We start from the raw sequence: 23,695 nt of genomic DNA on the forward strand, positions 1-23,695 counted from the left end.
CTTTGGATTGGCCTACGGGGTTCGCGCGACATCAGCTCATGTGCCGAGCGTGTGTTTCGGATGCGAACCACCCGTCGTGATCGCAGTCTTAGAGGAAAGCTTCCCGCCACGCATCGTCCGCGACAGTCGCGAAGTCGGTGATCAGCGCCCCCAACGTGTTGAGCCGTGCGAATGAGCCTTTTTTAAAGCGGACTTTCCGGCACTCCTGCATCCACGAGTTCGCTTTCGGCTGCGGGAAACAAGCGGAGGTAGGTGGTTCGGTGGTGCCGGTATTCGTCAGCAAACATTTGTTTGTCGGAATTGTATTTGCTGTGCTGGATTTCCAGCAAAGTCTTCTGCAAACATTCAAGCAATAGTTCTTTTGCCCGCTGCGTCTCACCGCGTGAGTGCCAGATTTCCGCTAGCTGGCTCATTTGCGCAGAGCGGTAATAGCTATCCAATCCCTCACGAAGTTTCTCGAAATACTTTTCCGCCGTAGCAAAGTCGCCCGAATCGAAAGCCGCTGTCCCCAGCGTCCCATAACCTAAATTGTGCTGCCAATGATCCGCGAACAGATCAATGAGTTCCGCGACTTGCTCGCTTCGGTTGTGGCTAATCAGTAGGCTCACGTAGTCGTCGAATTTTTGACCTAGCACATTAAAAGAACCGTAGGCATTGGCTTGAACCTCGGGCGCTAAACGCCGCGCGACTTCTAGGAAACGTTCATAGAGTTCGATGAAGAGCAGTTCACGATCTTGACTTCTCGTTTTCGAAACGGCAACGACGTATGCATCAAAATGGCGTGGAAGAAGGCTTCGGTTTTTCAGCAGTTCATTGACCTCTTCGGCTGATCCCGACTCGAACGTGTCGAGTAGTTGCCCGTATGCCGCGATAATTTCATCCGGGGTGCGTTCTGAGGTCGTCATCGCGAGGTGCTTTTTGCGATCAGGCTGGCCCTGCAAACCTAGCAACCGTCGCCCGACATGAATTTTCATCACTAAAAAATCCGACGTTCCTTCGGGCTGCTCCGAGGCGTCATACCAAGTAGAGTTTCCGCCGTGGATTGCCAGCCAGCCGGATTGCCCGTGCTTGTTTGCCGTCGCCAAGGCGATGACGCGGTGAGGGAATTGTAGATTAGCTGAAAGCTCAGCGACGCGGACGATCTTTACATCGTCGTATTCCGAAAGATCGCAAGACCCCAGAACACTGGCGTATTCCCCCGGATCAGTGACTTCAACATCCACGATCAGTTCGCTATGTTCCATTTCCCAGAAGCAATGGATTGCGTAAATGTCTTCGGGGGGACGCCGATGAGTGTCACTCATAAAGAAGCACCACGTCATGCTGCCGACTAAGCCGCAGCCAATGTCGTCTTTTTCGAGCCCCGTACGGTCCTTTAACAAGTATCGCACGATCCAAAAAGGACGCGGCTGACCTTCGGGTGGCCAAGCTAATTCACGTTGGTCGATGATTTCAAGTTCGTCAGGGGCGCGGCCCAATTCATTCGGATGCGCCAGCCACTGAGCCATCTCTGCTTTCGCTTGAAAATCGGAATCGTTGGCATCGTCCGGAATCAGATCTTCACGCCCGAGTTCCGCCAAATATCTCTTCGCGGTATCGGAATGATTGACGTCGAGGCAATAGCGAGCGAGCATTTTCAAACCAGACTCGCGTCCCATGCGTCCCGACGCCCAAGCGGCCTCCATTTGGACTCCCTCGTCGACGTGGTCCATCGCCAGTGCAAGTAGTTGGTCGCGTGTGGGATTCTCTACAAATGGCAGCGCCGCTGTCGCACTGTGCGCGTAACTAAAGTGATCTGGATTTCGATCCTCAATCCAAGCTTTTAAGCGGCGGTGTCCTTCGGGATTGTCAAAGGGGTGGTGATCAAGGTTGTCTTCGATGGCGACACCGTTGGCGGCGTCCAGCAACGCAACCGCAAGAAAACCGTCGGGCAATGCTTCGGCTATCTTTGCGAAGACATAGTCACGATGGGGGTGTGCCTTCGTGAACACGGACAGAATCGGATGCCATAGATACCCTTCGCAAAGAACCGGATGGCGACTCGATTGCACGATTCGCTCCGCACCCGCTTCGGATCCGTATATCGCAAGGATTTTGAGGATCAGTAAGAGGTCGCTCGCATTATCATTGTTTACATTCGCAGCGCAACCGTCAAAGATCCGGATAAGCTGAGGAAGCCCGGCGTCATACAAAATGTCGTACGCGGGCACGTCAACGCTCTCCACATCTTGAAACAGGGACGTCAATGCTCGGATTCCAGAAAAGCCGTTTCTGTTCGCCGAGGATCTGGCAGGTTGGACTTCCAACGCCGCGACAATCGACTTCGCGTCCCGTCGAGAGCGAATCGTGTAATCATTTAAATCGCTGAGTTCTTTTGCCAAGTCTCCGTCGGGTTTTAACCCTCGTTTGATCGCACGTTGCAGCGGACTAGAGAACATGTCGGTGGTTGCATCCTGTTGTGTCGTGATGGGGCCGCCCGGATCGTCGGGTTAGGCGTGAAGGATCGTGGGGGATCTTTATCCGACTATATTTTGCTTTCGGAACCGTCGCCAGCGAGTACGAGGACCTTGGAAAGAATTTTGGAAGTTGCTCGATCGTTTTCGGCGAACGGTACATACGCGAGCGTGGGCGGGGCAGAGTCATCCAGTTCGATTTTTTGATTGCCGTCATTAAGGACTTCGCCGGTCATCAAGTTTACGGCATAACCGTTGGAATTTGTGGTGATGCGAATAAACTTGCCATCGCTTTCGATATTGTCGAGTCCAAGCATTCGACAAGTTTCTTCGATCAGTCTGGTCCGCATTTCTGCCACCGGTTCAAACCCGACATACTCTTCCGCCCCGACTTCCGCATCGGCCACACTGGCGGCGAGATCCAATTCTCGTAACGTTTCCGAGAGCAGTATTGGCGGCACCTGGTTTAATTCGATATCCTCGGTCTGTTTATGGCTGTTCTGCAGAGTCCGAGTGAATGTCAGCGTCCCCAATCGACATTTCTCATCGCTCATGAAGTGGATTCCTTCGAGGTGAGCGGTCAACCCAGCGGATCGCCAATTGCGATCAAATCCAAACGACCGTCCACCCCAGCCGCGGTCGCGTAACAACTTTGCGGCTTGGGATTTGTGTACCCAACGTTCGGAATAGCGGTTCAGATCTTTCTCATCTCGTTCGGCAGCGGTCAATACGAACAATTCGCGAAACACTTGACGGACGGACTGGATACGCCCGGCGTCAAAACATTCACGCTGCCAATCGACCCAGTCGCCACGTTGAAGCAAATCAAAGCAATGGGCCACTCGCAAGGTTTTCGGAAGTTTGGTTGACTTGCCGCAGTGGTCAACGAGCTTCGTGTCATTGGCGGTCAAGAATCCGGCAGTCTTGCCGTTCTCGCTGACCAATATCAGCGTGCGTAACCGCGGCGCAATCAGCGGATGTTGAAGCCACATCGCCAAGTCGTCGGACGACATAACGCGAGCCTCAGCCATCGCTCGCTCTAGAAGCCGCGTGGCACGGCGAGCACGTGATTTCAGTAGTTTATGGCGTTCAATTAAGGCGGCCACCTTCTTTGCCTTTTTGATTTTTGCGGGGGGCCGCTTTAAGACCTTGCCGTTCTTGGTGTAGACAATTTCGGGTTGTCCATCGCTGTTGATTGTCAACGTGACATCGACCCCATCGCTGGAAACAATGATGCCGTCGGCCAAATCATTGAACTTCGCTAATTCAACTTCGGCGACCATCTGTTCGGCGGATGTGTAGCCAGCACGAGCTGCCAAATTCTCAAGCGAGGCATTCAACAATGCCTCGGCCGAATCGCGAGCTAAGTCGAGCGACTCGGCGTAATCACCGAAGTCGGCTAACGTTTCGACACGGATCCGTAAATCCGCATCATTTAGCAGCGGCGCTTCACCCAACAACGAGACGGCGTCACGCACGTGTCGCTTTTGAACTTGCTGTATCAGTTTGTCACGAAGCTTGGCGGTGAACGAACCACCCATCACATCCGCAATCATCTGCAAACGCGTCGCTTGCGGGGTACTGAACGTGGACTTTACGGCCGTCATCAGCCGCTTCCATTGGGTTGGCGACAATGGGGCGATGACCGATGAATACCACTCGCTGGAGAACTGTCCCGCTTCGCGTAATTCTTTGTCGAGTCCATCGCGGCGGAGCGTTGACCGAACGAGTGCCATGTTGAGCAGATAGCCGCAAAGCGGTTGCTGTTCATCACCAAGGGTCTGCAACAACGCTGCCGCGTCGGGGCGTCGTTTCCCAGTCGTATGCTGGAACACCCAGAACAATACCTCTGATAAATCAGGCCAATCAAGCATCTTGGCTGCTTGCGGCACCCAGTGCGGATTGGCCATGGCCAGCCGCAATATGACGTCGCCGTCGATGTCGTCGAGACAATCATCGTTCGGCTTGGGCGCGGTACAGCAAAGCAGCACCTGCAGAGCTGTCGGTCGCGGATTTGCATTCGGAAAAGGACGTTCGGGTGGTTGGATGGCGACATTGTCCTCAGCCATCGCTGTCAACAATCGTTTGGCAACGGCAGCACCTCCAACGTCATCAATGCAATTGAAGTGTCTTCCCAAGTCCGTTTGGCTATTTGAGAAACGGCTATCAAGCCCCTTGGGGACGACGGTGTAATTGGTTGTGGGCAGCAGATGGGGCCCACCCTCGTCGATTACCAAATCGAGCAGTCGCGATTTGGCTTGTTCGGCGGTGACACGCAGGACGGGGAATTCTTCGAATAGCGTCGCATAGGGCGCGGCGGGCGTCGCACAGATGGACCCGAGAAGTTCCGCGTCACTGCTGAAGTAGGCGACATGGGACGAGTAGGCCAGAAGAAAGTGTTCACGCAGTTCCTCGTCCGTGGCAATCCCACGTCGATGGGCCTCCAACATCAGCCGATCGGGAATTGGGCGGCGAGTTCGACCACCGACGGTGGGATCGACACCGCGATCACGCCATGTCAACAATTCGAACATCCGGCGGATCGTGTCGTCCGAAGCCGATTTGATGGGTAATGTCTCGAGCCGTTGCGAACTCAAACCGTAACGCTCGAGCATTTCCTGCAATAGGTGTGTTGGGATCGGGACATTCGGCCAACTTTTGGGCAAAGGACCGTCGAATTCCAACCGGGCTGCGGTGGTCTCGATGAAATCCAATTCGCTCGTATCCAAATCACTAAGGCTGGTAGCACGAAAACATAGCCATTGAGCGATGGCATGCTCATATGCAAACGGGTCATCGGGGGCACGAGTCGCGTCCGCTTTTCCGGCGCTCGCGAGACTCCAATCATGATTGTACTTCCAGGCAACGCGATGCCAGTGCAGCCCGTCATCGTCGCGAAGCTTGACTCTGTCGGCCCATGCGAACACATCGTCTCGAGCGGGTAAGCGATCTGGTTGGTTCTCATACAAGAAACGACGGTCGGGGGTCTGTGCCATACGCGGGACTGTGCCACCGAGCGACGCAACTTCCGCAGGCGGCAGACGCTTTGGAACATCATATCCCAACTCGTTCGCTTGGCTGATCAAATCAGCAGGGATGCGAACGGGGGCCGTCAGCGAAGCCGCAAAAGATTTGAGTTGCTGGCACAATTCGTCCGTTCGTTCGGTCTCGCTCTCGATTTTCAGGTCACGCGGCGGGATTGGCTGTGACAGGTTTGAAAAATCGATGAGTCCTAAATGGCAGGGGCGTTCCCAGTCGGTGATGGCCATGGCGAGTTCATTAAAGGGGGGATGAGAGAGTCAGCAAGACGAGACGGCGGTGGATCACACGCTGCCAGGCACCAACGGCGTGGTGCGAACGAAGGTGATCGTGCTGGATGGAGTGAGAGAAACTTCGTCGGCGAGTTGGCAACAAGGTTGTTCGTCGACAAAAACAAGAAAATGGCCGCGCTCGAATGCATCGAGGGTAGCACACACCGCATCGTCTTCGCTCTTTTTCCGGCGGCCACGCGTGGACGTTCCAAAACGGATCCGTCCATCCGCTAGTCCCGCCTCCAGAGACTCTTTCGACAGTGGGCGCCGAAGCGGTGTAAGATTCGGCAATCTCAGCTGCTTTACGTGGTTTTTCACTGCCAACGTAATCAGCTCGGCCAATGTTGGCCTCCAGCCGTCAGCATGCGGTGGATCGATAGGCCACGAATCAAGCGGCTGACGCACCGAGCTTGATCGAACTCCTGAGACCTCAGGCAAGGCCAATGTGATTTCAACGGTCAACACCGCAGTGTAGCTCCTGGGGGATCATATATGAGGTCATTTTTGAACCGAGGCATCACAGTCGCTTGCATCGGACGTTGAGGGTGTTTCGTTTTACAACAAACCGGAGGCATCGTGTTGTGCGGAAGTCAAAGAAATCGAGGATAGCGGCGGTATCTGGGGAAACGCAAGATCGCGTCCTTTGGATGCTGCTCGCGAGGGTGATTGAACATGCTTCCTTGATGATTGGGATTCTATACGTGACGTCAGGGATTGGATCGATTCAGCGGTATGCCCTGCGTACACGACTGGATCAGTATCAGAGAATTACTTTTATTCACTGATTATTTCTTGACTCGCTACTTCGGTTCGAGCAGCTAGACGCTCATAAAGAATTTCGCCGATTTGCATTCGCCGATCACGATGTCATAGCTCACAACGTGATCGACTTCGCAGACGCGATTAGCAATCAGGATCAATTGGCGTTTGAAATTGCAGTTGTTCGTGGCGTCGATAACTTTATCAAGGAAGAGCAGGACGCCGCACCAAGTCTCGTATTCTGGGGATCAATTCGACTTTCCTCGCTCGCCAACTGGGGTTTGCATCGGGGGTTAATGCTCGCGGCCTAAACCGAGAAACCTACAGCGGTTTGGGTCAGAAAACAGTCGGTCGTTGGTTGGTCAGCAACGCAAGAGACGGCATCGGTTGCGGTGCGGAGAAGGCGGTGCAGTCTCCGGTTAAAGGAGACCGTCGAAAAAAATTAGCGACGCGATTGGTCTTTGAATACGTCATAGGTGAGCCATAGCATGGTGATGCCCACGCCCAGGTAAGTCCAATCGAACACGGGGCGTGCATGCCTCCATGGCCATGAAATCGCGAGGTCGAGCGTGCAGAGCACAACCAAGGCGGTCGCCAACAAGAACGAGATTACCGTGAACATTTTTTCGAGCGTAAAGCGGGCGAAAAAACGCCCCAATCTCGACTTCGGACGCCGGATCGATTTCTGATGGGGCGTCGGGAGAGTGTGTGTTGGGGCCACCCGCCGCGGCCGTGCCGCTGGCGTCATCCGATGGGGTGGCCGCTGACCCACATGATCCCGTTTCTGACGGACGGGGGAATGACGGTTGAGGTCTTGCCGCGATGGTGTCTGACGCGATGGTGCCCGATGCGGCGGCGATGGACGGCTTGATTTTTGGGGCTTCGGGGCTTTGAGTGTTGTGGGCATGAATGGTTCCTCCGTTTGCGTAATGCAGCGAAGTAGCATGCTCTAGAGAATGAGCACGCCGCGTGCCAATGGACGAAAAATCTAAGATGTGACACACCAGCTCGCCAGTTTCTCGAGCCATAACTTGCGAGCCATAAACCACGAAGCCTCGCTTGCGAATCAGGGCTACTGCCAGTGTCAGTAGATAGCAGGACATATTGTCGCCGAAAACGCCAACTTGGCTTTGACTAGTTTGCCTGCAGGTATTCGTCGACGGCGTCAGTGAAGGAGTCGACGAGCGGACGCAACGCATCGATCCGGCCGCGAGCTTCGCCGAGTCGATCGTGTTTTGCGTCCTGCTCGATTTGCTGGGCCAATTCGTGAGCTGCGGTGTGATCATAACTGCTCACTAAACTCTTCAGCCGGTGGGCTGCGATTTCGAGTTGTCGCGGCTCACGTTGATCGACGGCGTCGCTCATCATTTGCATCAATTGCGGCATGTCATTGAGCACGTAACCGATGTGTTCTTTCAATAGATCCATCTCGCCGCCCATCCGCTGTAACGCCGATCCGATACTAAATGCCCCGGCGTCAAGCGGCTCGGGATACCGCGACGGTGCAGACTTGGGGTTGTTGTTTGCACCTTCGCGGTCGCTGCTACCCATTTCTTCGACCAACGTTACCAGTTCCGCGGCATGGATCGGTTTGGCAAGGTAGGAATCCATGCCGGCAGCCAAACATTTTTCGCGATCTCCCTGCAACGCGTGGGCGGTTAGGGCGATGATGGGAAGATGTTTGCCCGAGTCTGCTTCCTGTTCGCGAATCGCTTTCGTCGCTGAAAATCCGTCGCGGCCTGGCATCTGCACGTCCATTAGTACCACGTCAAACGATTCGTTTTCGCAGACCGAGATGGCGGCGTCACCATCGCACTCACTGCGAACGTCATGGCCACGACGTCTGAGGATCGATTCGACCAGTTTTCGGTTCGGTTCGTGATCGTCTACAAGTAGAATTCGAAGCGGTTTGTCGACAGTTTGGACCAACGGCGTATTCGTCACCTCGTTGCTTGCGACACAAGTGGGGGCATTGCGCAACGACTGGTCATCGCGAGTTGCCAATGTGCTCATAATGGCTTCGAGCAATGCGGATGCCGAGACAGGTTTCACGAGGTACGACTCGATACCTAATTTTTTGCACCGGTGAGTCGAACTGGGACGATCCGCCGAAGACAGCATCATCACGGTGCCTGCCTGCAAATCGGGACGTTGCTGCATCATTTCAGCCAATTGAAAGCCATCGACTACCGGCATCATCGCGTCAAGGATGACGAGGTCAAAGGGAGCGTCGTCGCGAACTGCAGATTCCAATTCTTTCAAGGCAGCGGCAGCCCCGGGACAATGTGTCGTTCGCATTCCCCAATGGCCAAGCATTTCGTTTAAGATCCGTCGATTCGTAGCGTTGTCATCGACGATCAAAACGCGTTTTCCATCCAGGTTTTGCGAAGCGAGATTGCGGATCCGATCAATCGAAGACGCGGTCGATTGGCCGTCATCGGTGAAATGCTCCGGTGAGCTACCTAGTTTCAGTGTTAACGTAAAGTGGAACGTGCTGCCTTTGCCTTCGCTGCTTTGCACCCACAGTTTACCGTTCATCAATCGCACTAATTTCGAAGTGATGGTCAATCCGAGTCCGCTACCTCCAAAGCGACGAGCCATCGATGAATCGACCTGCGTGAACGCATCAAAGATCTTTTGCAAACGCTGCTTGGGGATACCTATACCTGTATCGGAAACCGAAAAATGCAAACAGATCTCATCGTCGGTCTGCCATTGTTCTTGTACATCGACGACAATCTCACCTTGGCTAGTAAACTTGATCGCATTGCCAATCAGGTTGAACAAGACTTGCCGAATTCGAGTTGGATCGCCTTGCAAACAGTGGGGGACGGTCATCGGCATATGAACCGCCAATTCAAGTCCTTTCTCGTGGGCACGAACCGCTAACGCCTTTGTCGTTTCTCGGACGATTTCGGCGAGATTGAAATCGACTTCTTCGATCTCCATCTTGCCGGCTTCGATTTTGGTGATATCCAGCACGTCGTTAAGCAGATTCAGCAGCGAATCGGCTGACGTCTTCACCGTTTGCAGGTAATCACGCTGCTCGCGAGACAGATCCGTGGTTAACGCGAGCTCGGTCATCCCGAGGATGGCGTTAAGCGGCGTGCGGATCTCGTGGCTCATGTTTGCCAGGAACTCGCTCTTGCTGCGACTGTTCGCCTCGGCGGACTTCTTCGCTGCCAACAACGCTTCTTCGGTTTGCCGACGGCGTGTCACGTCACTTTCGATCACGATCCATCGTGAAAGTTGTCCACTGTCATCGTTGACCGGGATCAATTTGCATTCGACCCACAGCGTCGTTCCATCGCTGCGGTATTGCAAGACATCCGTCGTTAGTTCTTCAGCGGCCAGCAGCGTTTTGCGGATCGCTTGCCGCGTTGTGGCGTCGGTGCTGGGGCCGAACACTAGGTTTTCTAAATTGCATCCAATCGCCTCCGACGGTTCGTAGCCACTGAGGTTGCTGAACGCTTCGTTGGTCCACTGGATTTGGCCGCTCGCGTCCATGATTAGGATCGCGTTACTGGCCCGACTGACGACCAACGACAAGGTTTCCAAATCATCACGATCCGCTGCGGCTTGTTCATCGCCGCGCAATTCAGACGGTTCAGATCGGACTTTGGAAGCGGATTCAGGCAACCGAATTTGAAATGCTTTCTTAGTCATCGCTAGCGAGTTTGGGGGGGGGCGACAAAATGGCACACACCTTGCAATGGTTGCTATTTGAGCAAATATGCTGCCAATTTGACTTTGATTGACGTCCATTTATTCCTACTACAAGAGGATGATCGCGTCCTGCCATCGAATCCCGAGTGATCGCATGTCCCGAATCCTTGTTGTTGACGATGAACCCGCGGACCTGAATTTGGTTCGTCACGCGCTGGAAAAGCAAAATTACGAAGTTACGACCGCCTCATGTGCAAAAGAAGCCTTGCGACTGCTACGGCGAGGGGGTGTCGATGTTGCCGTATTGGACGTGATGTTGCCCGACGGAGACGGGTTAGACGTGCTGAAAAAAATCCGCGAGATTGATGAGCATTTGCCAGTGGTTTTTGTCACTTCTGGAGGCGAGAGCAGTACTGCAATCCGTGCGATGAAACTCGGTGCGTTGGATTATTTGCTAAAACCGATCAATGTCACGGAGCTTCGCGGCGTGGTGGGGCGTGCTGTGGAAATCCGCAAATTGACTGAATCGCCTGTCGAGATTAATGTCGACTCGCGATCCAGTGATATTCATTCGATCATAGGCCGCTGCGCTGCAATGCAGGAAGTCTATAAATCGATCGGGATTGTCGCCGCTCAAGACGTGACAGTATTAATTCGAGGCGAGAGCGGAACCGGTAAAGAATTGGTCGCGAGGGCGTTGTACCAATACAGCGAACGAGTGCAGGGGCCCTTTCTTGCAGTGAACTGTGCGGCAATCCCCGAAGCGTTATTGGAAAGCGAGCTGTTTGGTCACGAGAAAGGAGCCTTCACCGGAGCGGACCGCAAACGAATCGGAAAGTTTGAACAATGTCGTGGCGGCACGTTGTTCTTGGACGAGATCGGGGACATGTCACCGGTGCTGCAAAGCAAATTGCTACGTGTGCTGCAAGAGAAACAGTTCGAGCGAGTTGGTGGCAACGAAACGATTCAAGCCGACGTGCGTGTGATTGCTGCGACCCATCAAAACTTGGAACAGATGGTCAGCGACGGCGACTTTCGAGCGGACTTATATTACCGGCTGAATGGATTTTCGATTCATTTGCCACCGCTACGTGACCGTGGCAGCGACCTTGATTTATTGGTGGAGCATTTTCGCCGCCATGCTTGCCGCGATTTGTCGAAAGAGGTTCACATGGTATCGCGTGATGCGATGCAGGTCCTGCGCGAGTATCGATGGCCTGGTAATATCCGGGAATTGCAAAATGCGATACGCCAAGGGATTTTGAAGACGTCCGGTCCCGCCTTATTGCCCGACTTTTTGCCTTCGTTCGTTTTTTCATCTTCCAAGCGTGTTGCGGAAGACCAGCTTCGCAAATCGGATTCATCGAATGAAGCCGAATGTATCGATGCGACCGCGATAACGTCAGCGGATGAGCAGCGGCCCGTAGATGAACCTATCAACATCGTGGACGGTATTGCGAACGGTCCGCTCGATTTCGATTCCCCCCATCTGTACGACGATGTGATCGGCGCCGTCGAACAACGGCTTGTCCGAGAAATGCTCAAGCGAACCGGCGGCGACAAAGTCGAGGCGGCGCGGCGACTGGGAATCAATCCCACGTTGCTTCGCAGCCATGCGGCATTGGAACTGTTGGACCTAGCAGCACTAAATCATCAAGATGAAGAAAAACCACTGATCCGCCCCGGCATGACGTTGGCCGATATCGAAACTGAAGCAATCCGCCGAGCGTTGCAGGAATGCGGCGGTTGTCGTAAAGCGGCCGCGAAACAGTTAGGAATTAGCACTCGGACGATGCAGCGACGTGTCAAGGAACTGGGGATCTAGATGATCGTGCGGAATTGATAATCTCGTTTGTCGAGGGTCATGGGGGATCGGGTGCGGTCAATCACATCCGCCCCGCTGGCATCCAGGCGAACCGGTTGACGCACATCGAAACTCCTGCCAGGTTCGTTCTGTCTATTGCTACATTTGGCATATCGCGAAGGCAACCGGCATGTGTCAGATTGGCCGGGCCGCGGAGGGAGGGAGAGTGAGTCTACGTTGTGAGTAACAGATCATCCTCGGACGCGGCCACGGCCACTGCATCTGACATGACCGATGCTCGAAGACCTCCTTGGAATCCGGCATCGGGACCGTATGCGATATTATGTTTGCCTTTCTATCCCGTGGTTGTGTCAAAGCGATTTACGTCGAAGCGAGTCCAGGTGGCTATCGCGTTTCTGTTGCTGTCGCCTTTGCATTAATCAATCAAACTGACGGACACATGTGACATCGCTGCAACGTATGCACTTGCGATGCAACGTTTGTGCCAAATCTCGATCGCATGCCGGAATGCAGGTGCGGTGTCGCTTTTGACTTAACCGAGTGAATGTTTGTCGCATGCCCGACGCCAAGTTGGCATCATCGTTTTCTGGCACCGCACGTTTTCTGGCACCGCACGATCATCCGATCACGACAATTTGCAGATCGCCTTCTTTGCGTTCGACATTCATCCCGACGTCACGAGGATGGCGATGGAAGGCAAGATCAACCACGCCGTCGCCAATTCGCAGGTTTTGGATTCGAACCCAATTTAAAAAGTCGGGTAAACGTGGGTTCTCGAATTGAACTTGGGGTTTCGTCGGTGAGAAGGTCAGACCGAGGATACTCTGCAGCAACAGAAATGCAGCACCAGTAGCCCAGGCTTGCGGCGAACAGGCAACCGGATAAAGCGTCGGTGCATGACCAGGCATGCGATCGAATCCGCAAAACAATTCTGGCAAACGATGCAGGTCATTGAACAGCGAAGCGTCAAACAGCCCCGCAATCACGCGCGCACATTCATCGCGAAAACCGTAGCGAGCTAGACCCGCCGCACACATTGCGGTGTCATGCGGCCAGATCGATCCGTTGTGATAAGACATCGGGTTGTAACGGACTTCCCCAGCACTGATGGTGCGGATTCCCCAACCGTTGAACGCCCGTTCGTCGGTTAACGTCGCGGCGACGGACGCAGCATGGCAGGGATCGACAATCCCGCTGAACAAGAGATGGCCGGCGTTGCTGTTTCGCACTTTGCACGCCATTTTGTCGCCGTCAAGTGCAATGGCAAAGGTACCGATCGACGGCACCCAGAAACGGGCATTAAAGTCTTCTTTCAGCCGTACGGCTTGCTGGCGAAGTTCGCTAGCCCACGCTGCGTCGTCCATCACGTCGGCCAACTCGGCTGCGAGTAACTTCGCTTGGTAAACATACCCCTGCACCTCGCTGACCGCGATCGCGCCCTTGGCGTCGCGTCCATCGCTGTGGAAGATTGAATCGTTGCTGTCTTTCCAACATTGGTGGGTCAAGCCTCGTTCGTTGTGCGATTGGTATTCGACGAAACCATCCCCATCGACGTCGCCGTATTCATCAATCCAATTGACGGCGCGGCGGATGTTATGCCAGATGAATTCGATGAATTCGCGGTCACCGGTCCGCCGGTAATATTGACCGGCCAGGATGACAAACAGCGGTGTGGCATCGACGGTTCCGTAATAGCGTTTAAAGGGGACTTCGCCCAATGCCGCCATCTCTCCGTCACGCATCTCGTGGACAATTTTGCCAGGTTCCGATTCGATGCTCGGGTCGACTTCGGTTGCCTGGGTTGCCGCCAAAAAACTTAATACGCCGCGAGCTAGTTTGGGACGCACCCAAAGCGTTTCTAGCGCCGTAATGATTCCATCGCGACCAAACGGCGTGGCGAACCAGGGGACGCCGGCATAAGGGTAGCGTCCGTAAATCGTGTCCGAGATTAGCATGTCGAGGTCCGCGTTGCTGCGGTTAAGCCAGCCGTTGAATTCTTCGTTCGAGGTGAAGATTTCTACGCGTTCAGCCTCGGTTTGGCGCAGTCGGTTGCTCCAACCGGTGACAGCCTCGGCGTGACTGCGAGATGGTGTGTCGGGTTTCTTGACGTAGCCCGACTTCTCTGTGTGGCATTCCGCAGTGGCGTGCAGCGTGGTTTCTTCGCCACCGCCAAGATGGACTTGTAAAACACAGCGTCGCGGTTCGATGATTTTCACTTTGCCGTCAAACGCGACGTTGACCTCGCGTTTTTGGTCATCCAATCCGTGATAGGCAAGCGCGACAGCGGACTTGTCGACTTTGGCCTCGAGCAATTCGCCTCGTTGCGCTCGGTGCTCGCCACGCACTTCGAATATGTCACGAAAATCCGACGCGAAACGATATTCTACTTCAAGATCGACCGGACTGCGTGAGTAGTTCTTCAGTCGCAAATGTTCGTAGAACGTTCCGCCGTCAAGCAACATGCTGCGGAAAACGTGCAGGGTGCCTTGCGGCAGCACGTGATCGGGTTGAGGCAGTTCCGGTGTTGTCATCTGCACCACAAACGAGCTGTTGTCTTCTTTCATTGTTGAATTCAACAACAGCGGTCGTTTGTTGTTAATCAGCAGTTCCCAGGTGGATAGAAAGCGGGTCCCGAGGTGATACACGCCCTGTTCTGAATCGCCTGCTCCGCCGATCTCTCCGAGTTGGTCGACGATGGCGAACGTGTCACCCTGTTTTAGCACCTGGCTGTTCGCGGGTGCTCGATTGTTTTTAGCCTGCACATCCCAATCGGTGGTGCCGGATTGAACTTTCGCGGGAGGTGTGGTGCTCATGGTTGGGGAAAATAGAGAGGGCGTGCCCCCAGACATCGAGTGAAATCTCAATCGCGTTTTCCACTGCCGAGGTCTGCGGGGCACTACGGTTCGTGAAATAGGGACGTAAACGATTAGCCTGCGGTTACTGCGGCGTCGGTGGTTTTGATAATCGAGTCTCGCGAGGGAAGACGGATCGATTTTTGTGGGGTAATCAACCGCTCGTATACGTCGACGTAACCTTTTGTCATGGTTTCGACAGAAAAACGGTTCTGGAAGTAAATACGACAGGCACGGCGGTTGATCTTGTCGATATTGCGTGCTGCTTCGACCGCCTCGTCGACACTCTCAACAATATATCCGCTGACGCCGTGCTTCATCACCTCGTCGACGCTGCCGTTTCGAAATGCGATTACGGGGGTTCCGCAGGCCATCGATTCGGTCATCACCAAACCAAATGGCTCGGGCCAATCGATTGGAAACAACAATGCCTTGGCGCCTCCAAGCAACTTGTTCTTTCCGCTTTCGTTTACTTCGCCAATGTACTCGATCAACGGATGGTCCAAGTGGGGCTTGATCCTTTCTGAAAAATACTGTTCGTCGACTTTGTCGATTTTCGCCGCCATTTTTAGCTTCACACCGAGGCGTTTGGCGATTTCGATGGCACGTTCTGGACCTTTTTCGGGCGAGAATCGGCCGAGGAAGGCAAAGTATTCGTTGGGATCACACGCGGGTTGGTAGTCATAATTTTCGCCGGGTGTGCCGTTGTAAACCGTGGCAACCCAATTCGCATTTTTGATCGGTGCTCGCTGCGAATTACTAATCGACACGACAGGCATGTCGGGAAATTCGTCAAAAACGGTTTGGAAATCTGGCAGATCAAGTCGCCCATGAAGGGTGGTAACATGCGGCGTATTCAAATACCGCATCACGCTAAAATGGCTAAAGTCGGTGTGGAAGTGAATGATATCGAATTTATCCGCCATGCGCAATACTTCCATCAATTGTCGCTGGTGCCAGATGATTGCATCATGCGGCACGCTGCTGCAACGCAGTGACTCTTTGACAACGGCAACCTGGTCAGCGTTTGTCAGCGAATCGCCACTGGCAAACAGTGTCACGTCATGCCCCTGGTTGACGAGTTCTTCCGTCAAATAATGAACGACTCGTTCGGTGCCACCATAGGTTTTCGGCGGTACGGTTTCAATCAAGGGAGCGACCTGAGCGATTCTCATCGGTTGGTTTCCTTATTCAACGTCCTTCAAGATCAATTATCAGCCAGCCATCCAAGGTGGCGACCGAGTAACGACCACGGACGCCAGAGGCCATGCCGATAAAAACGGAAAAAAATGATCGCGACCGCATATTGCAAGCGTCGTACCAATGTGCCGTAAAACAACGTCCCAAAGACAATGTGGCACTTCGCAGGCGACAGCAGGTCATGTTGTCATCGCAGGAGAATCGATTGCTTCTGATCCGGCTTTGATGTTTCGGTACGCTGAATGCACCTTCGTTCGTAGAAAACCTCAAGACGCCGTCATTGAAATGCGTCGTGCGGCGTCGTCGAACAATGGAGTAACTGAGATCATGCGGAAGCAAGACTTGCGATTGCAGTGGGAATCGTTGACACTGCAGCTAGAGAAGCAATTGGCCTCGATCTGTGAACGGCTAGCCGGACAATGTGTGGATGGAGTCCGGTTGTGCATCCAGTTGGAATCACAGCTCTGCCAGTTCTGCGAAAAGCCGTTTCCAGCGACGGGGGCAGAGATGAACGCTCGAACGCGGCAAGCCAACCGGCTGGTAAAGCGTTGGCGGCGATTGACGCGGCATCCTCAGGCAACGAATTCGGCGGACACCGCATCGCCCGCTGTAGCCACAGCGATGGAGCAACCTCGTTTCAGATCCGTCGTGTCGGCGTAGCGAGTGCGTGTGCCGATTCCCGCAGAATCCGGAGCAGAGAGTGGTGATCAGGGACCACTCTGACTCCGAATTCGTTGCGGGCGGAAAGGGAATCTCTGACCACGTCACTCGTTCGCACGTTGAGGAAACGGACTTGGCAATGCCATCAAAACGTCCTGAGCTTCATCAAACGATTTGTAGCGGATATCGTCAATCAACACGCCGCCTGCCTCGATGGCCGCAGATTCGGCGGTCGATCCTGCGGGGACACTTGCAATCGTGTAACCGTCGTCGGTTTCAACAATGACATAGTCGCTCATTTCATTCTCTCCCGGAGAAGGCGAGTCGTTTCGAGAAACAATAACTTTGGATGGTCGAATGACACGATCATGGAGTTGATATCCCTGTTGGATCACTTCCACCACCGAGCCTTCGGGATGATTGTCCGAATCCTGCTGGCCGATGACATGGTGTTGTTTGGGATTAAAGGGACTCCATGATCCCGGCACTTCGCGCAAGCCATGACTTGAAAGCGTGTCGCAGAACTGGTCACGAACCAATTCGACGGCTTCCATCAATCCATCGAAGTCGCCGGAGTGCCGTCCAGTTAAAATAGCCCGTTCCAGGTTGTCAAGCACGGGAAGCAGATCACGCATCAAGTGGATCCCCGAATACTTTCTCTGTTCATCGAGCTCGTGGCGGCTGCGTTTGCGATAGTCGTCAAAGTCGGTGGTGGTGCGAGCGAGCTGATCTTCGCTTGCGGCTAATCGCTCGCGAAGTTGTAGGTTCACATCGTTCATTGGTTTGCCTCCGCTTTACTGGTCTCGGCCCAGATCATTTCGCTGAAGCGGCTTGGGAGCCAAGTCTGGATCCATCCGAAAACCGGTGTCACGAGTAATCATTGCCAAATCGTTTACCGGTTTTTGGAAAGGATCGTGGGGGGCCTTGCCATTGTCGAACTCAGTGGCAAGTAGCATGCCACCGACCCGCAAAATCGCTCGGGCGGTTCGCAAGGGGGGATTCAAAGGAGGCGAGTAGCGATGCGGATAGGCAACGTAAGGCAAAACTCTGTCAATCGCTATACGTGCTGTCAGAGAAACTCCATCGTCTCACAAAACGTTGGGTTGGCACCGCGACAAAACAAGGCTCGCGCCGCGACAGTTTGTCTGGATCTGTGACAAGTTGACACTCGCTTTGCAGATCGCGGGGCAATTAGTTCATTGGCACGCCGGATGCTGGGAGGCAAGCGAAATTGGCCACCGTTGCGTGGGGGGCGATCGTCTGCAACTTAGACACTGGGATCTCAGGTCTCGCCCCATCATTTCTTCTAGCAAGGAGACATCCGCCTATGAGCGACATGATCGAAGCGTCGGGTCTGTCGAAATATTATGGTGAGTTTGCTGCCGCCCAAAACATCACCTTTGCTGTTCCCGCGGGTCAGATTTGTGCATTTCTTGGTCCCAACGGCGCGGGCAAGTCAACAACGATGAAGATGTTGACCGGCTTTTTGTCGCCCGACGAAGGAACCGCACGTATCGGAGGATTTGATGTTCATGACGACCGGATCGCCGCAGCCGAGCGGCTCGGCTATCTGCCTGAGAACGGCCCTCTGTATCCGGAGATGACCCCGAATTCATTTTTAAGATACGTCGGCGAAACTCGCATGCTTGGTGGCGGCGAATTGGAGGACCGTTTGACTTGGGTTTGTCAACAATGTTCGCTCGGTGACGTGTGGAGAAAAGCGATTGGCAAGTTATCGCGAGGGTATCGCCAACGCGTCGGGATGGCTCAAGCGTTATTGCATGACCCCGATGTGCTGATCCTGGATGAACCCACCAGCGGGTTGGACCCAAATCAGGTTTATGGTGTTCGTCAGCTGATCGAGAGTCTAAGCGAAACCAAAACCGTCTTGTTGTCGACGCACATCTTGCAAGAGGTCCATGCGGTGTGCAGTCGCGTTGTGTTAATCAACGAAGGACGCATGGTGTTCGATGGTCCCACGTCAGAACTTGGACCCCATAGTGACGCAATGGAAGCGAAATTCCGCGAACTGACGATCGCCGCATGAGTGGTGGTTCCTTCACTGCCCGCATGAATACAACAAAACAACGAAGGAATTCGAAGATGCAACTGCGAAAACGTGTCATCCATTCAATCTTTAAACGCAACTTTGCCAGTTATTTCTCTGGCGTCCTTGGTTACCTTTTCATCGTCGTCTTTGTGGTGTTGGGAGGTGCACTCGCATTTAACGCACGGTTTTTCACTGGCAATACTCCGTCGCTGGATCAATTGACTCAGTGGTACCCGGTGTTGCTGCTGTTCTTCATTCCCGCGGTCACCATGAGTGTGTGGGCCGAAGAGAAGAAGATGGGGACCGACGAATTGCTATTTACGATGCCCGCCAGCGAGAAAGAGATCCTGCTTGGGAAGTACGGTGCCGTGTTGGCCGTGTACAGCGTGGCATTGCTCTTCTCGATGGCTCACATCATGGTGTTGATGTTCCTCGGAAACCCCGACTGGGGGCTGATCGCGACCACATATTTCGGTTATTGGATTGCGGGGGCGGCGCTGCTCAGTGCTGGCATGCTCGCGTCGCTGCTGACGTCGAACATGACGGTGGCATTTGTCGTCGGGATTTTGCTGTGTGGTATTCCGGTGTTTATCGGGAACCTCGGCAATTTGCTGGGTTTGGGTGACACGCTGAACCAATTTAGTTTGGCGGAACAGTTTCGTGATTTTGGTATGGGCGTCGTTCCGCTGACAGGAGTTTTGTATTTCGTCAGTTTGACAGCGTTGATGTTGTATCTGAACTACGTCGTCATGACGCGTCGACACTGGCAAACGAAACGCGAACCATCGATGGCGGTGCAGTTCGCAATCCGAGCCGCCAGTGTCGCGGCCGTGCTGGGCTGCGCAACCGCATGGGCTGGTTACAGTGCACTTCGAGTCGACGCCACTAGCCAGCGGCTATTCAGTCTTTCGTCAGCAACAAAATCTATCCTCGCCAAACTTGAATCCGAACGCCCTATCGAGATCCAAGCGTTTCTGAGCCCCGAAGTGCCTCGTGAATACACCGAGACACGCAAACGGTTAGTCGGGTTGCTGCGACAATTTGATGAGCTCGGAGGCAAGAATCTTGCGGTTCGTTATGTCGACGTCAAACCGTTCAGTCCTCAAGCCGAGGAAGCCGAGCACTTTGGAATCGAGCCGGTCCAAGTCATGACCGAGCGTGACGGGCGACGCAGTGAAGTTGATGTGTACCTTGGGGCCGTGGTGATCAGCAGCTACGACAAGGTGGTCGTTCCATTCTTTGGTAAAGGGCTGCCGATCGAATACGAATTGACGCGATCGATCCAAACCGTAGCGAATGAACAACGACATACCGTTGGTGTGCTGACCACCGATGCGGGATTGATGACGGGTAACGATTGGCAGATCGTCGATGAGCTTCGCAAGCAATACGACGTCGAAGAGGTTTCCGCAGCGAGCGAGATCAATGCCGACAAGTTTGATGTGTTGTTGGCAGTGATGCCTTCGTCGTTGACGGATTCCGAGATGGACAATCTGGTCAACTACGCCAACACGGGCAGTCCGCTATTGGTTTTCGACGACCCGTTTCCGTTGACGCTGGGAAGCAACGGATTTGGAGTGACCGGAGCACCGCGGCAACCCAAGCGAGGGCACGCGTCAATGATGGCAGGCGGTTCGCCGAGCGAATCGAAAGCCGATGGCGGAAAAGCGACGCGGCTACTCAACGCCCTCGGGCTTCGTTGGCAATACGATGCGGTCGTATTTGACATGAACAACCCGCACCCCGAATTTGCAATGTTGCCTGTGGAATATGTGTTCGTGACGCGTCAGCAGACTGATTCGGAATCCTTTAACCGCGATGATGAGATCACACGTGGGCTGCAGGAGTTGATCGCGCTTTATCCAGGCGAAGTTCGCTCGGCCAATGACTCGGACACCCAATTTCAGCCGCTTTTGCAGACCGGCCGCGAGTCGGGTGTGTTGCGATGGGAAGAATTCGTGGACGACAGTGGCTTTAACATGTTCACGATGCAAGCGGCCGTCAATCCTCGGCAAAACCCTTTTCGAGTGATCGATACGAACACGCACGCAATCGCTGCCAAGGTGACGCGTGAAGGCGACAATCCGCTCAATGCGATCTTTGTCGCGGATGTCGATATGATTTCTGATTTCTTCTTCCAAGAACGGAATCTTGGCAACCTGAGTATGAAGTTCGACAACGTCACCTTCGTGTTGAATGCGGTCGATTCGTTGGTCGGCGACACCTCCTTTCTTGAACTACGCAGTCGCCGCGCGGCTCATCGGACGCTGGTGCGAGTCGAGGAACAAAAACGCGAGTTCTTGGAAGCAGCGAACCAAGCCGAACGCAAGGCGGATCAAGCGGCCGAAGAAGAACTGGAACTTCGTCGTGAACAATTGAGCAAGCGAGTCAAGGAAATTCAAGAGAACGATGACTTGGACCCGATCGCCAAAGCTCAGATGTTACGACAGGCTCAGGAGGCCGAACAGAAGCGGATGACGTTGGCCGAGGCACAGATCGAACAAGAAAAGAACGACCAGATTCGCAAGATCCGTGCAACCACAAACCGTCAAATCCGAAAGCTGGAATCCAATATCCGGCTCTGGTCCGTTGGCTTGCCGGCGATTCCGGCGCTGGCACTTGGATTGATCGTCTTCGTTCAACGTTCCAAAGACGAGCGAAACAGCGTCGTCGATTCGCGTCGCCGCGATCGATCGTCCGTCGATTCCAACGGATAGTACGGTCGTTCTCGACCGGCACGTAGCCAATTTCAGAAGCCAACATTTAATCATTAGGGAAAAGATTCGATGTCCACCATCACTCACAATCAAAGCACTCCGAACGACAATGGCCAGCTCGGCGATCGAGCCGGAAATTCAATTCGTTCGGCGTCCGAGTCGGTCGGCAAACGCTGGTCGGCACTCGGTAACGAAACCCGCCGGACGGTGGTCTACGCGTTCGTAGGAATTGCTTGTTTGGCAGTCACCGCAGTGGTCGAATGGACGAGCCGTCCCGCTGAAATCCAAGAGTACGGGAAAGTGGGGCAGCCGTTTTTTCCCGACTTTACCGACCCCACGCGTGCCACTGCGTTAAACGTCGCGGTTATCGACAAGGACCAAGTTACAGCGCAAGAGTTTGCGGTGGAGCAGACAGAAAACGGACAATGGGTGATTCCGTCACATCACAATTATCCCGCCGATGCGGAGGATCAACTCGCGAAAACAGCCAGCAGTGTGATCGGCATCACGCGCGGAGCGATGGTTAGCCGATGGGCATCGGATCATCCCCGCTATGGCGTCGTCGATCCCAAAGTGGATTCGCTGGGCGTGGATCAACTCGAAGGGATCGGAAAACGTTTGACACTTCGCGGTGAGGGCAACGAGGTGCTGGCTGATTACATCATCGGTGATTTGGTCAACGGAGCGGACAATCAATATTACGTTCGCCACCCCGAAGAGGACGAAACGTATGTCGCGACACTGGACATTGATTTGTCCACGCGATTTCGCGAATGGATCGATACCGATCTGCTGGGCGTTAACAGTTCCGAAATCGTTCATCTGAGCTTGAGTGATTACCAATTCGACGAACTTAATGCGACCGTGACGCAGCGGGATGTTACCACGCTTCGCCGCGAAAGTTCCGGTGATCCATGGCAGATGCGGGAAATCGACGACGATGTTGCTGAGGTGGATCAAGATGCCGTGCGTGAAACGGTCAATGCGATTGCCGGACTGAATATCGCGGGCGTGCGTCCAAAACAGAAGGGTTTGACGCCGCAATTGCAGCTAGACCGCAAGATGCTGGGATCACAGCGCGACGTGGACCGATTGCAATCCGACCTGCTTTCGCGAGGCTTTTTACTGCAACCGGCCAGTGATAGCGATCCAAACACCTTGAAGCTGATCGCACGTGAAGGTGAATTAGCCACGGCAACGAAGGATGGGCTGGTGTACAAGTTGCACTTTGGTCGCGTCTTTACCGGCAGCCAAGAGGAACTGGAAATTGGCCTCACGAGTGCCTCAAGTGATGAAGAGGGTAAACAGACCGAGGCTTCCGAGATAACCGACATCGCTTCCGACGAACAAGGTGAAGAGAGCCGTAATGGCGACGATGAGCAGAAGGACAAGGAAAAGCCAGGGCGTTATGTCTTCGTCACCGTTGCATTTGACAAGCAGTATCTTGGGGATGAGCCATCCAAACCAAACGAACCCGAGAAGCCCGAATCCTTAGAGCAGAAAGACTCGGCCGAATCGTCTGATGTGAACGAGTCCGAGGATGCTGAGGCTGAAGAAGACGAGCAAGAGGCTGCGAAGCTTGTAGAGCTTCGCAAGGAATACGAGAACCAGATGGACGAGTATCAGTCGCAGCTGCGAGAGTTCGAATCCTATCAAGAAAAGGTGAAGTCGGGGAAAGAAAAGGCAGAGGAGCTGAATCACCGTTATGCTCAGTGGTACTACGTGATCCCAGGGGAAGAGTACGATAAGCTTGCCCTGTCTCGCAGTGACTTTATCAAAGCCAAAGAGACATCCGAGGACGACGCTGCGGCAAATCAAGAATCCGGTGCGGTGACCGAGACATCGAGCGATCCATCGGAAACGGAGGCCGCGACCGACGACTCAGCCGACGGTTCGTCTGCCCAAGCGCTCAGCGAGTCCAGTGACGATGGATCAGCCGAAACTCCGTAGGGGATCGACAGCAGATCGTCATCCCGCATTCATTGTGGCTCAGTCGCAATGACGCTGTGACGTCTGAGCCGTGACGTTAATGCGATGGCAATGTCATCGTGTGGTTTCCCCGATTGCAACAACCCTCTCCCGCCGCGATTTGATTCCGCGGCGGGAGAGGGCATTTTGTTAGGGCATCGTGCCTTTCCGGCAGCCGCAATTCTGCTTGCGGTGCCAAATCATGACAGCCGGTTCCATTGCTTCGAAAGTGCA

At 54.0% G+C, this 23,695-nt stretch carries 15 protein-coding genes; 6 read left to right on the forward strand and 9 right to left on the reverse strand.

From position 1 onward, the window contains the following. Nucleotides 1-182: 182 nt before the first annotated feature. The 3 genes from ABD971_RS13405 to ABD971_RS13415 form a co-directional block, all read right to left on the reverse strand. A complete protein-coding gene (locus ABD971_RS13405; protein WP_345322808.1) occupies nt 183-2,438 on the reverse strand; it encodes a tetratricopeptide repeat protein in 2,256 nt (751 codons plus the stop codon). Nucleotides 2,439-2,524: 86 nt separating this feature from the next. After that, the gene (locus ABD971_RS13410) at nt 2,525-5,722 is read right to left on the reverse strand and encodes a DUF4132 domain-containing protein (RefSeq protein WP_345322809.1); all 3,198 of its coding nucleotides are present in this window, start codon (nt 5,720-5,722) and stop codon (nt 2,525-2,527) included. 54 nt (nt 5,723-5,776) lie between these two features. Continuing rightward, nucleotides 5,777-6,229: a hypothetical protein gene (locus ABD971_RS13415; RefSeq protein ID WP_345322811.1), complete on the reverse strand. Its 453-nt coding sequence runs from the start codon at nt 6,227-6,229 to the stop codon at nt 5,777-5,779. A 416-nt stretch (nt 6,230-6,645) separates the two neighbouring features. Here ABD971_RS13415 and ABD971_RS13420 point away from each other — a divergent pair, with 416 nt between their 5' ends. Continuing rightward, a complete protein-coding gene (locus ABD971_RS13420; RefSeq protein ID WP_345322813.1) occupies nt 6,646-6,834 on the forward strand; it encodes a hypothetical protein in 189 nt (62 codons plus the stop codon). 131 nt (nt 6,835-6,965) lie between these two features. Here the strand turns inward: ABD971_RS13420 and ABD971_RS13425 are convergent, their stop codons facing one another. After that, entirely contained in the window at nt 6,966-7,145 is a 180-nt protein-coding gene (locus ABD971_RS13425) for a hypothetical protein (RefSeq protein WP_339939763.1), read from the reverse strand. Between the two features lie 512 nt (nt 7,146-7,657). Further along, nucleotides 7,658-10,189 (reverse strand): PAS domain-containing hybrid sensor histidine kinase/response regulator, encoded by a 2,532-nt coding sequence (locus ABD971_RS13430; RefSeq protein ID WP_345322815.1) that lies wholly within the window; start codon nt 10,187-10,189, stop codon nt 7,658-7,660. Between the two features lie 154 nt (nt 10,190-10,343). On the opposite strand from ABD971_RS13430, the gene ABD971_RS13435 reads away from it, so the two are divergent. Further along, a complete protein-coding gene (locus ABD971_RS13435) occupies nt 10,344-12,014 on the forward strand; it encodes a sigma 54-interacting transcriptional regulator (RefSeq protein WP_345322817.1) in 1,671 nt (556 codons plus the stop codon). A 617-nt stretch (nt 12,015-12,631) separates the two neighbouring features. Here ABD971_RS13435 and ABD971_RS13440 read toward each other — a convergent pair. Beyond that, nucleotides 12,632-14,827, reverse strand: a complete 2,196-nt coding sequence (locus tag ABD971_RS13440; protein WP_345322819.1) for an amylo-alpha-1,6-glucosidase — start codon at nt 14,825-14,827, stop codon at nt 12,632-12,634. A gap of 113 nt (nt 14,828-14,940) precedes the next feature. Next, the gene (locus ABD971_RS13445; RefSeq protein ID WP_345322821.1) at nt 14,941-16,041 is read right to left on the reverse strand and encodes a glycosyltransferase family 4 protein; all 1,101 of its coding nucleotides are present in this window, start codon (nt 16,039-16,041) and stop codon (nt 14,941-14,943) included. A 352-nt stretch (nt 16,042-16,393) separates the two neighbouring features. Here ABD971_RS13445 and ABD971_RS13450 point away from each other — a divergent pair, with 352 nt between their 5' ends. Next, nucleotides 16,394-16,726, forward strand: coding sequence for a hypothetical protein (locus tag ABD971_RS13450; protein WP_345322823.1), 333 nt, complete (start codon nt 16,394-16,396; stop codon nt 16,724-16,726). Between the two features lie 104 nt (nt 16,727-16,830). Here ABD971_RS13450 and ABD971_RS13455 read toward each other — a convergent pair whose 3' ends face one another. Both ABD971_RS13455 and ABD971_RS13460 read right to left on the reverse strand, forming a co-directional pair. Beyond that, nucleotides 16,831-17,505, reverse strand: a complete 675-nt coding sequence (locus ABD971_RS13455; RefSeq protein WP_345322825.1) for a nucleotide exchange factor GrpE — start codon at nt 17,503-17,505, stop codon at nt 16,831-16,833. Nucleotides 17,506-17,520: 15 nt separating this feature from the next. Further along, nucleotides 17,521-17,730: a hypothetical protein gene (locus tag ABD971_RS13460; protein WP_345322827.1), complete on the reverse strand. Its 210-nt coding sequence runs from the start codon at nt 17,728-17,730 to the stop codon at nt 17,521-17,523. A 323-nt stretch (nt 17,731-18,053) separates the two neighbouring features. On the opposite strand from ABD971_RS13460, the gene ABD971_RS13465 reads away from it, so the two are divergent. From ABD971_RS13465 to ABD971_RS13475, 3 genes are all read left to right on the forward strand, one after another. Continuing rightward, nucleotides 18,054-18,773 (forward strand): ABC transporter ATP-binding protein, encoded by a 720-nt coding sequence (locus ABD971_RS13465; protein WP_339939779.1) that lies wholly within the window; start codon nt 18,054-18,056, stop codon nt 18,771-18,773. Nucleotides 18,774-18,829: 56 nt separating this feature from the next. Further along, nucleotides 18,830-21,493 (forward strand): Gldg family protein, encoded by a 2,664-nt coding sequence (locus ABD971_RS13470; RefSeq protein WP_345322829.1) that lies wholly within the window; start codon nt 18,830-18,832, stop codon nt 21,491-21,493. A 69-nt stretch (nt 21,494-21,562) separates the two neighbouring features. Next, nucleotides 21,563-23,443 (forward strand): DUF4340 domain-containing protein, encoded by a 1,881-nt coding sequence (locus ABD971_RS13475; protein WP_345322831.1) that lies wholly within the window; start codon nt 21,563-21,565, stop codon nt 23,441-23,443. Nucleotides 23,444-23,695: the final 252 nt, after the last annotated feature.

Origin of the sequence: Novipirellula rosea, from assembly GCF_039541335.1 — a bacterium.
Taxonomy (GTDB): Bacteria; Planctomycetota; Planctomycetia; order Pirellulales; family Pirellulaceae; genus Novipirellula; species Novipirellula rosea.

What these genes read in the sequence shown, in the direction of transcription:
- ABD971_RS13450 (WP_345322823.1), top strand. Translation starts at nt 16,394, where the DNA reads ATGCGGAAGCAAGACTTGCGATTGCAGTGGGAATCGTTGACACTGCAG.
- ABD971_RS13435 (WP_345322817.1), top strand. Translation starts at nt 10,344, where the DNA reads ATGTCCCGAATCCTTGTTGTTGACGATGAACCCGCGGACCTGAATTTG.
- ABD971_RS13440 (WP_345322819.1), bottom strand. Translation starts at nt 14,827, where the DNA reads ATGAGCACCACACCTCCCGCGAAAGTTCAATCCGGCACCACCGATTGG.
- ABD971_RS13405 (WP_345322808.1), bottom strand. Translation starts at nt 2,438, where the DNA reads ATGTTCTCTAGTCCGCTGCAACGTGCGATCAAACGAGGGTTAAAACCC.
- ABD971_RS13410 (WP_345322809.1), bottom strand. Translation starts at nt 5,722, where the DNA reads ATGGCCATCACCGACTGGGAACGCCCCTGCCATTTAGGACTCATCGAT.
- ABD971_RS13425 (WP_339939763.1), bottom strand. Translation starts at nt 7,145, where the DNA reads ATGTTCACGGTAATCTCGTTCTTGTTGGCGACCGCCTTGGTTGTGCTC.
- ABD971_RS13465 (WP_339939779.1), top strand. Translation starts at nt 18,054, where the DNA reads ATGAGCGACATGATCGAAGCGTCGGGTCTGTCGAAATATTATGGTGAG.
- ABD971_RS13470 (WP_345322829.1), top strand. Translation starts at nt 18,830, where the DNA reads ATGCAACTGCGAAAACGTGTCATCCATTCAATCTTTAAACGCAACTTT.
- ABD971_RS13445 (WP_345322821.1), bottom strand. Translation starts at nt 16,041, where the DNA reads ATGAGAATCGCTCAGGTCGCTCCCTTGATTGAAACCGTACCGCCGAAA.
- ABD971_RS13430 (WP_345322815.1), bottom strand. Translation starts at nt 10,189, where the DNA reads ATGACTAAGAAAGCATTTCAAATTCGGTTGCCTGAATCCGCTTCCAAA.
- ABD971_RS13455 (WP_345322825.1), bottom strand. Translation starts at nt 17,505, where the DNA reads ATGAACGATGTGAACCTACAACTTCGCGAGCGATTAGCCGCAAGCGAA.
- ABD971_RS13475 (WP_345322831.1), top strand. Translation starts at nt 21,563, where the DNA reads ATGTCCACCATCACTCACAATCAAAGCACTCCGAACGACAATGGCCAG.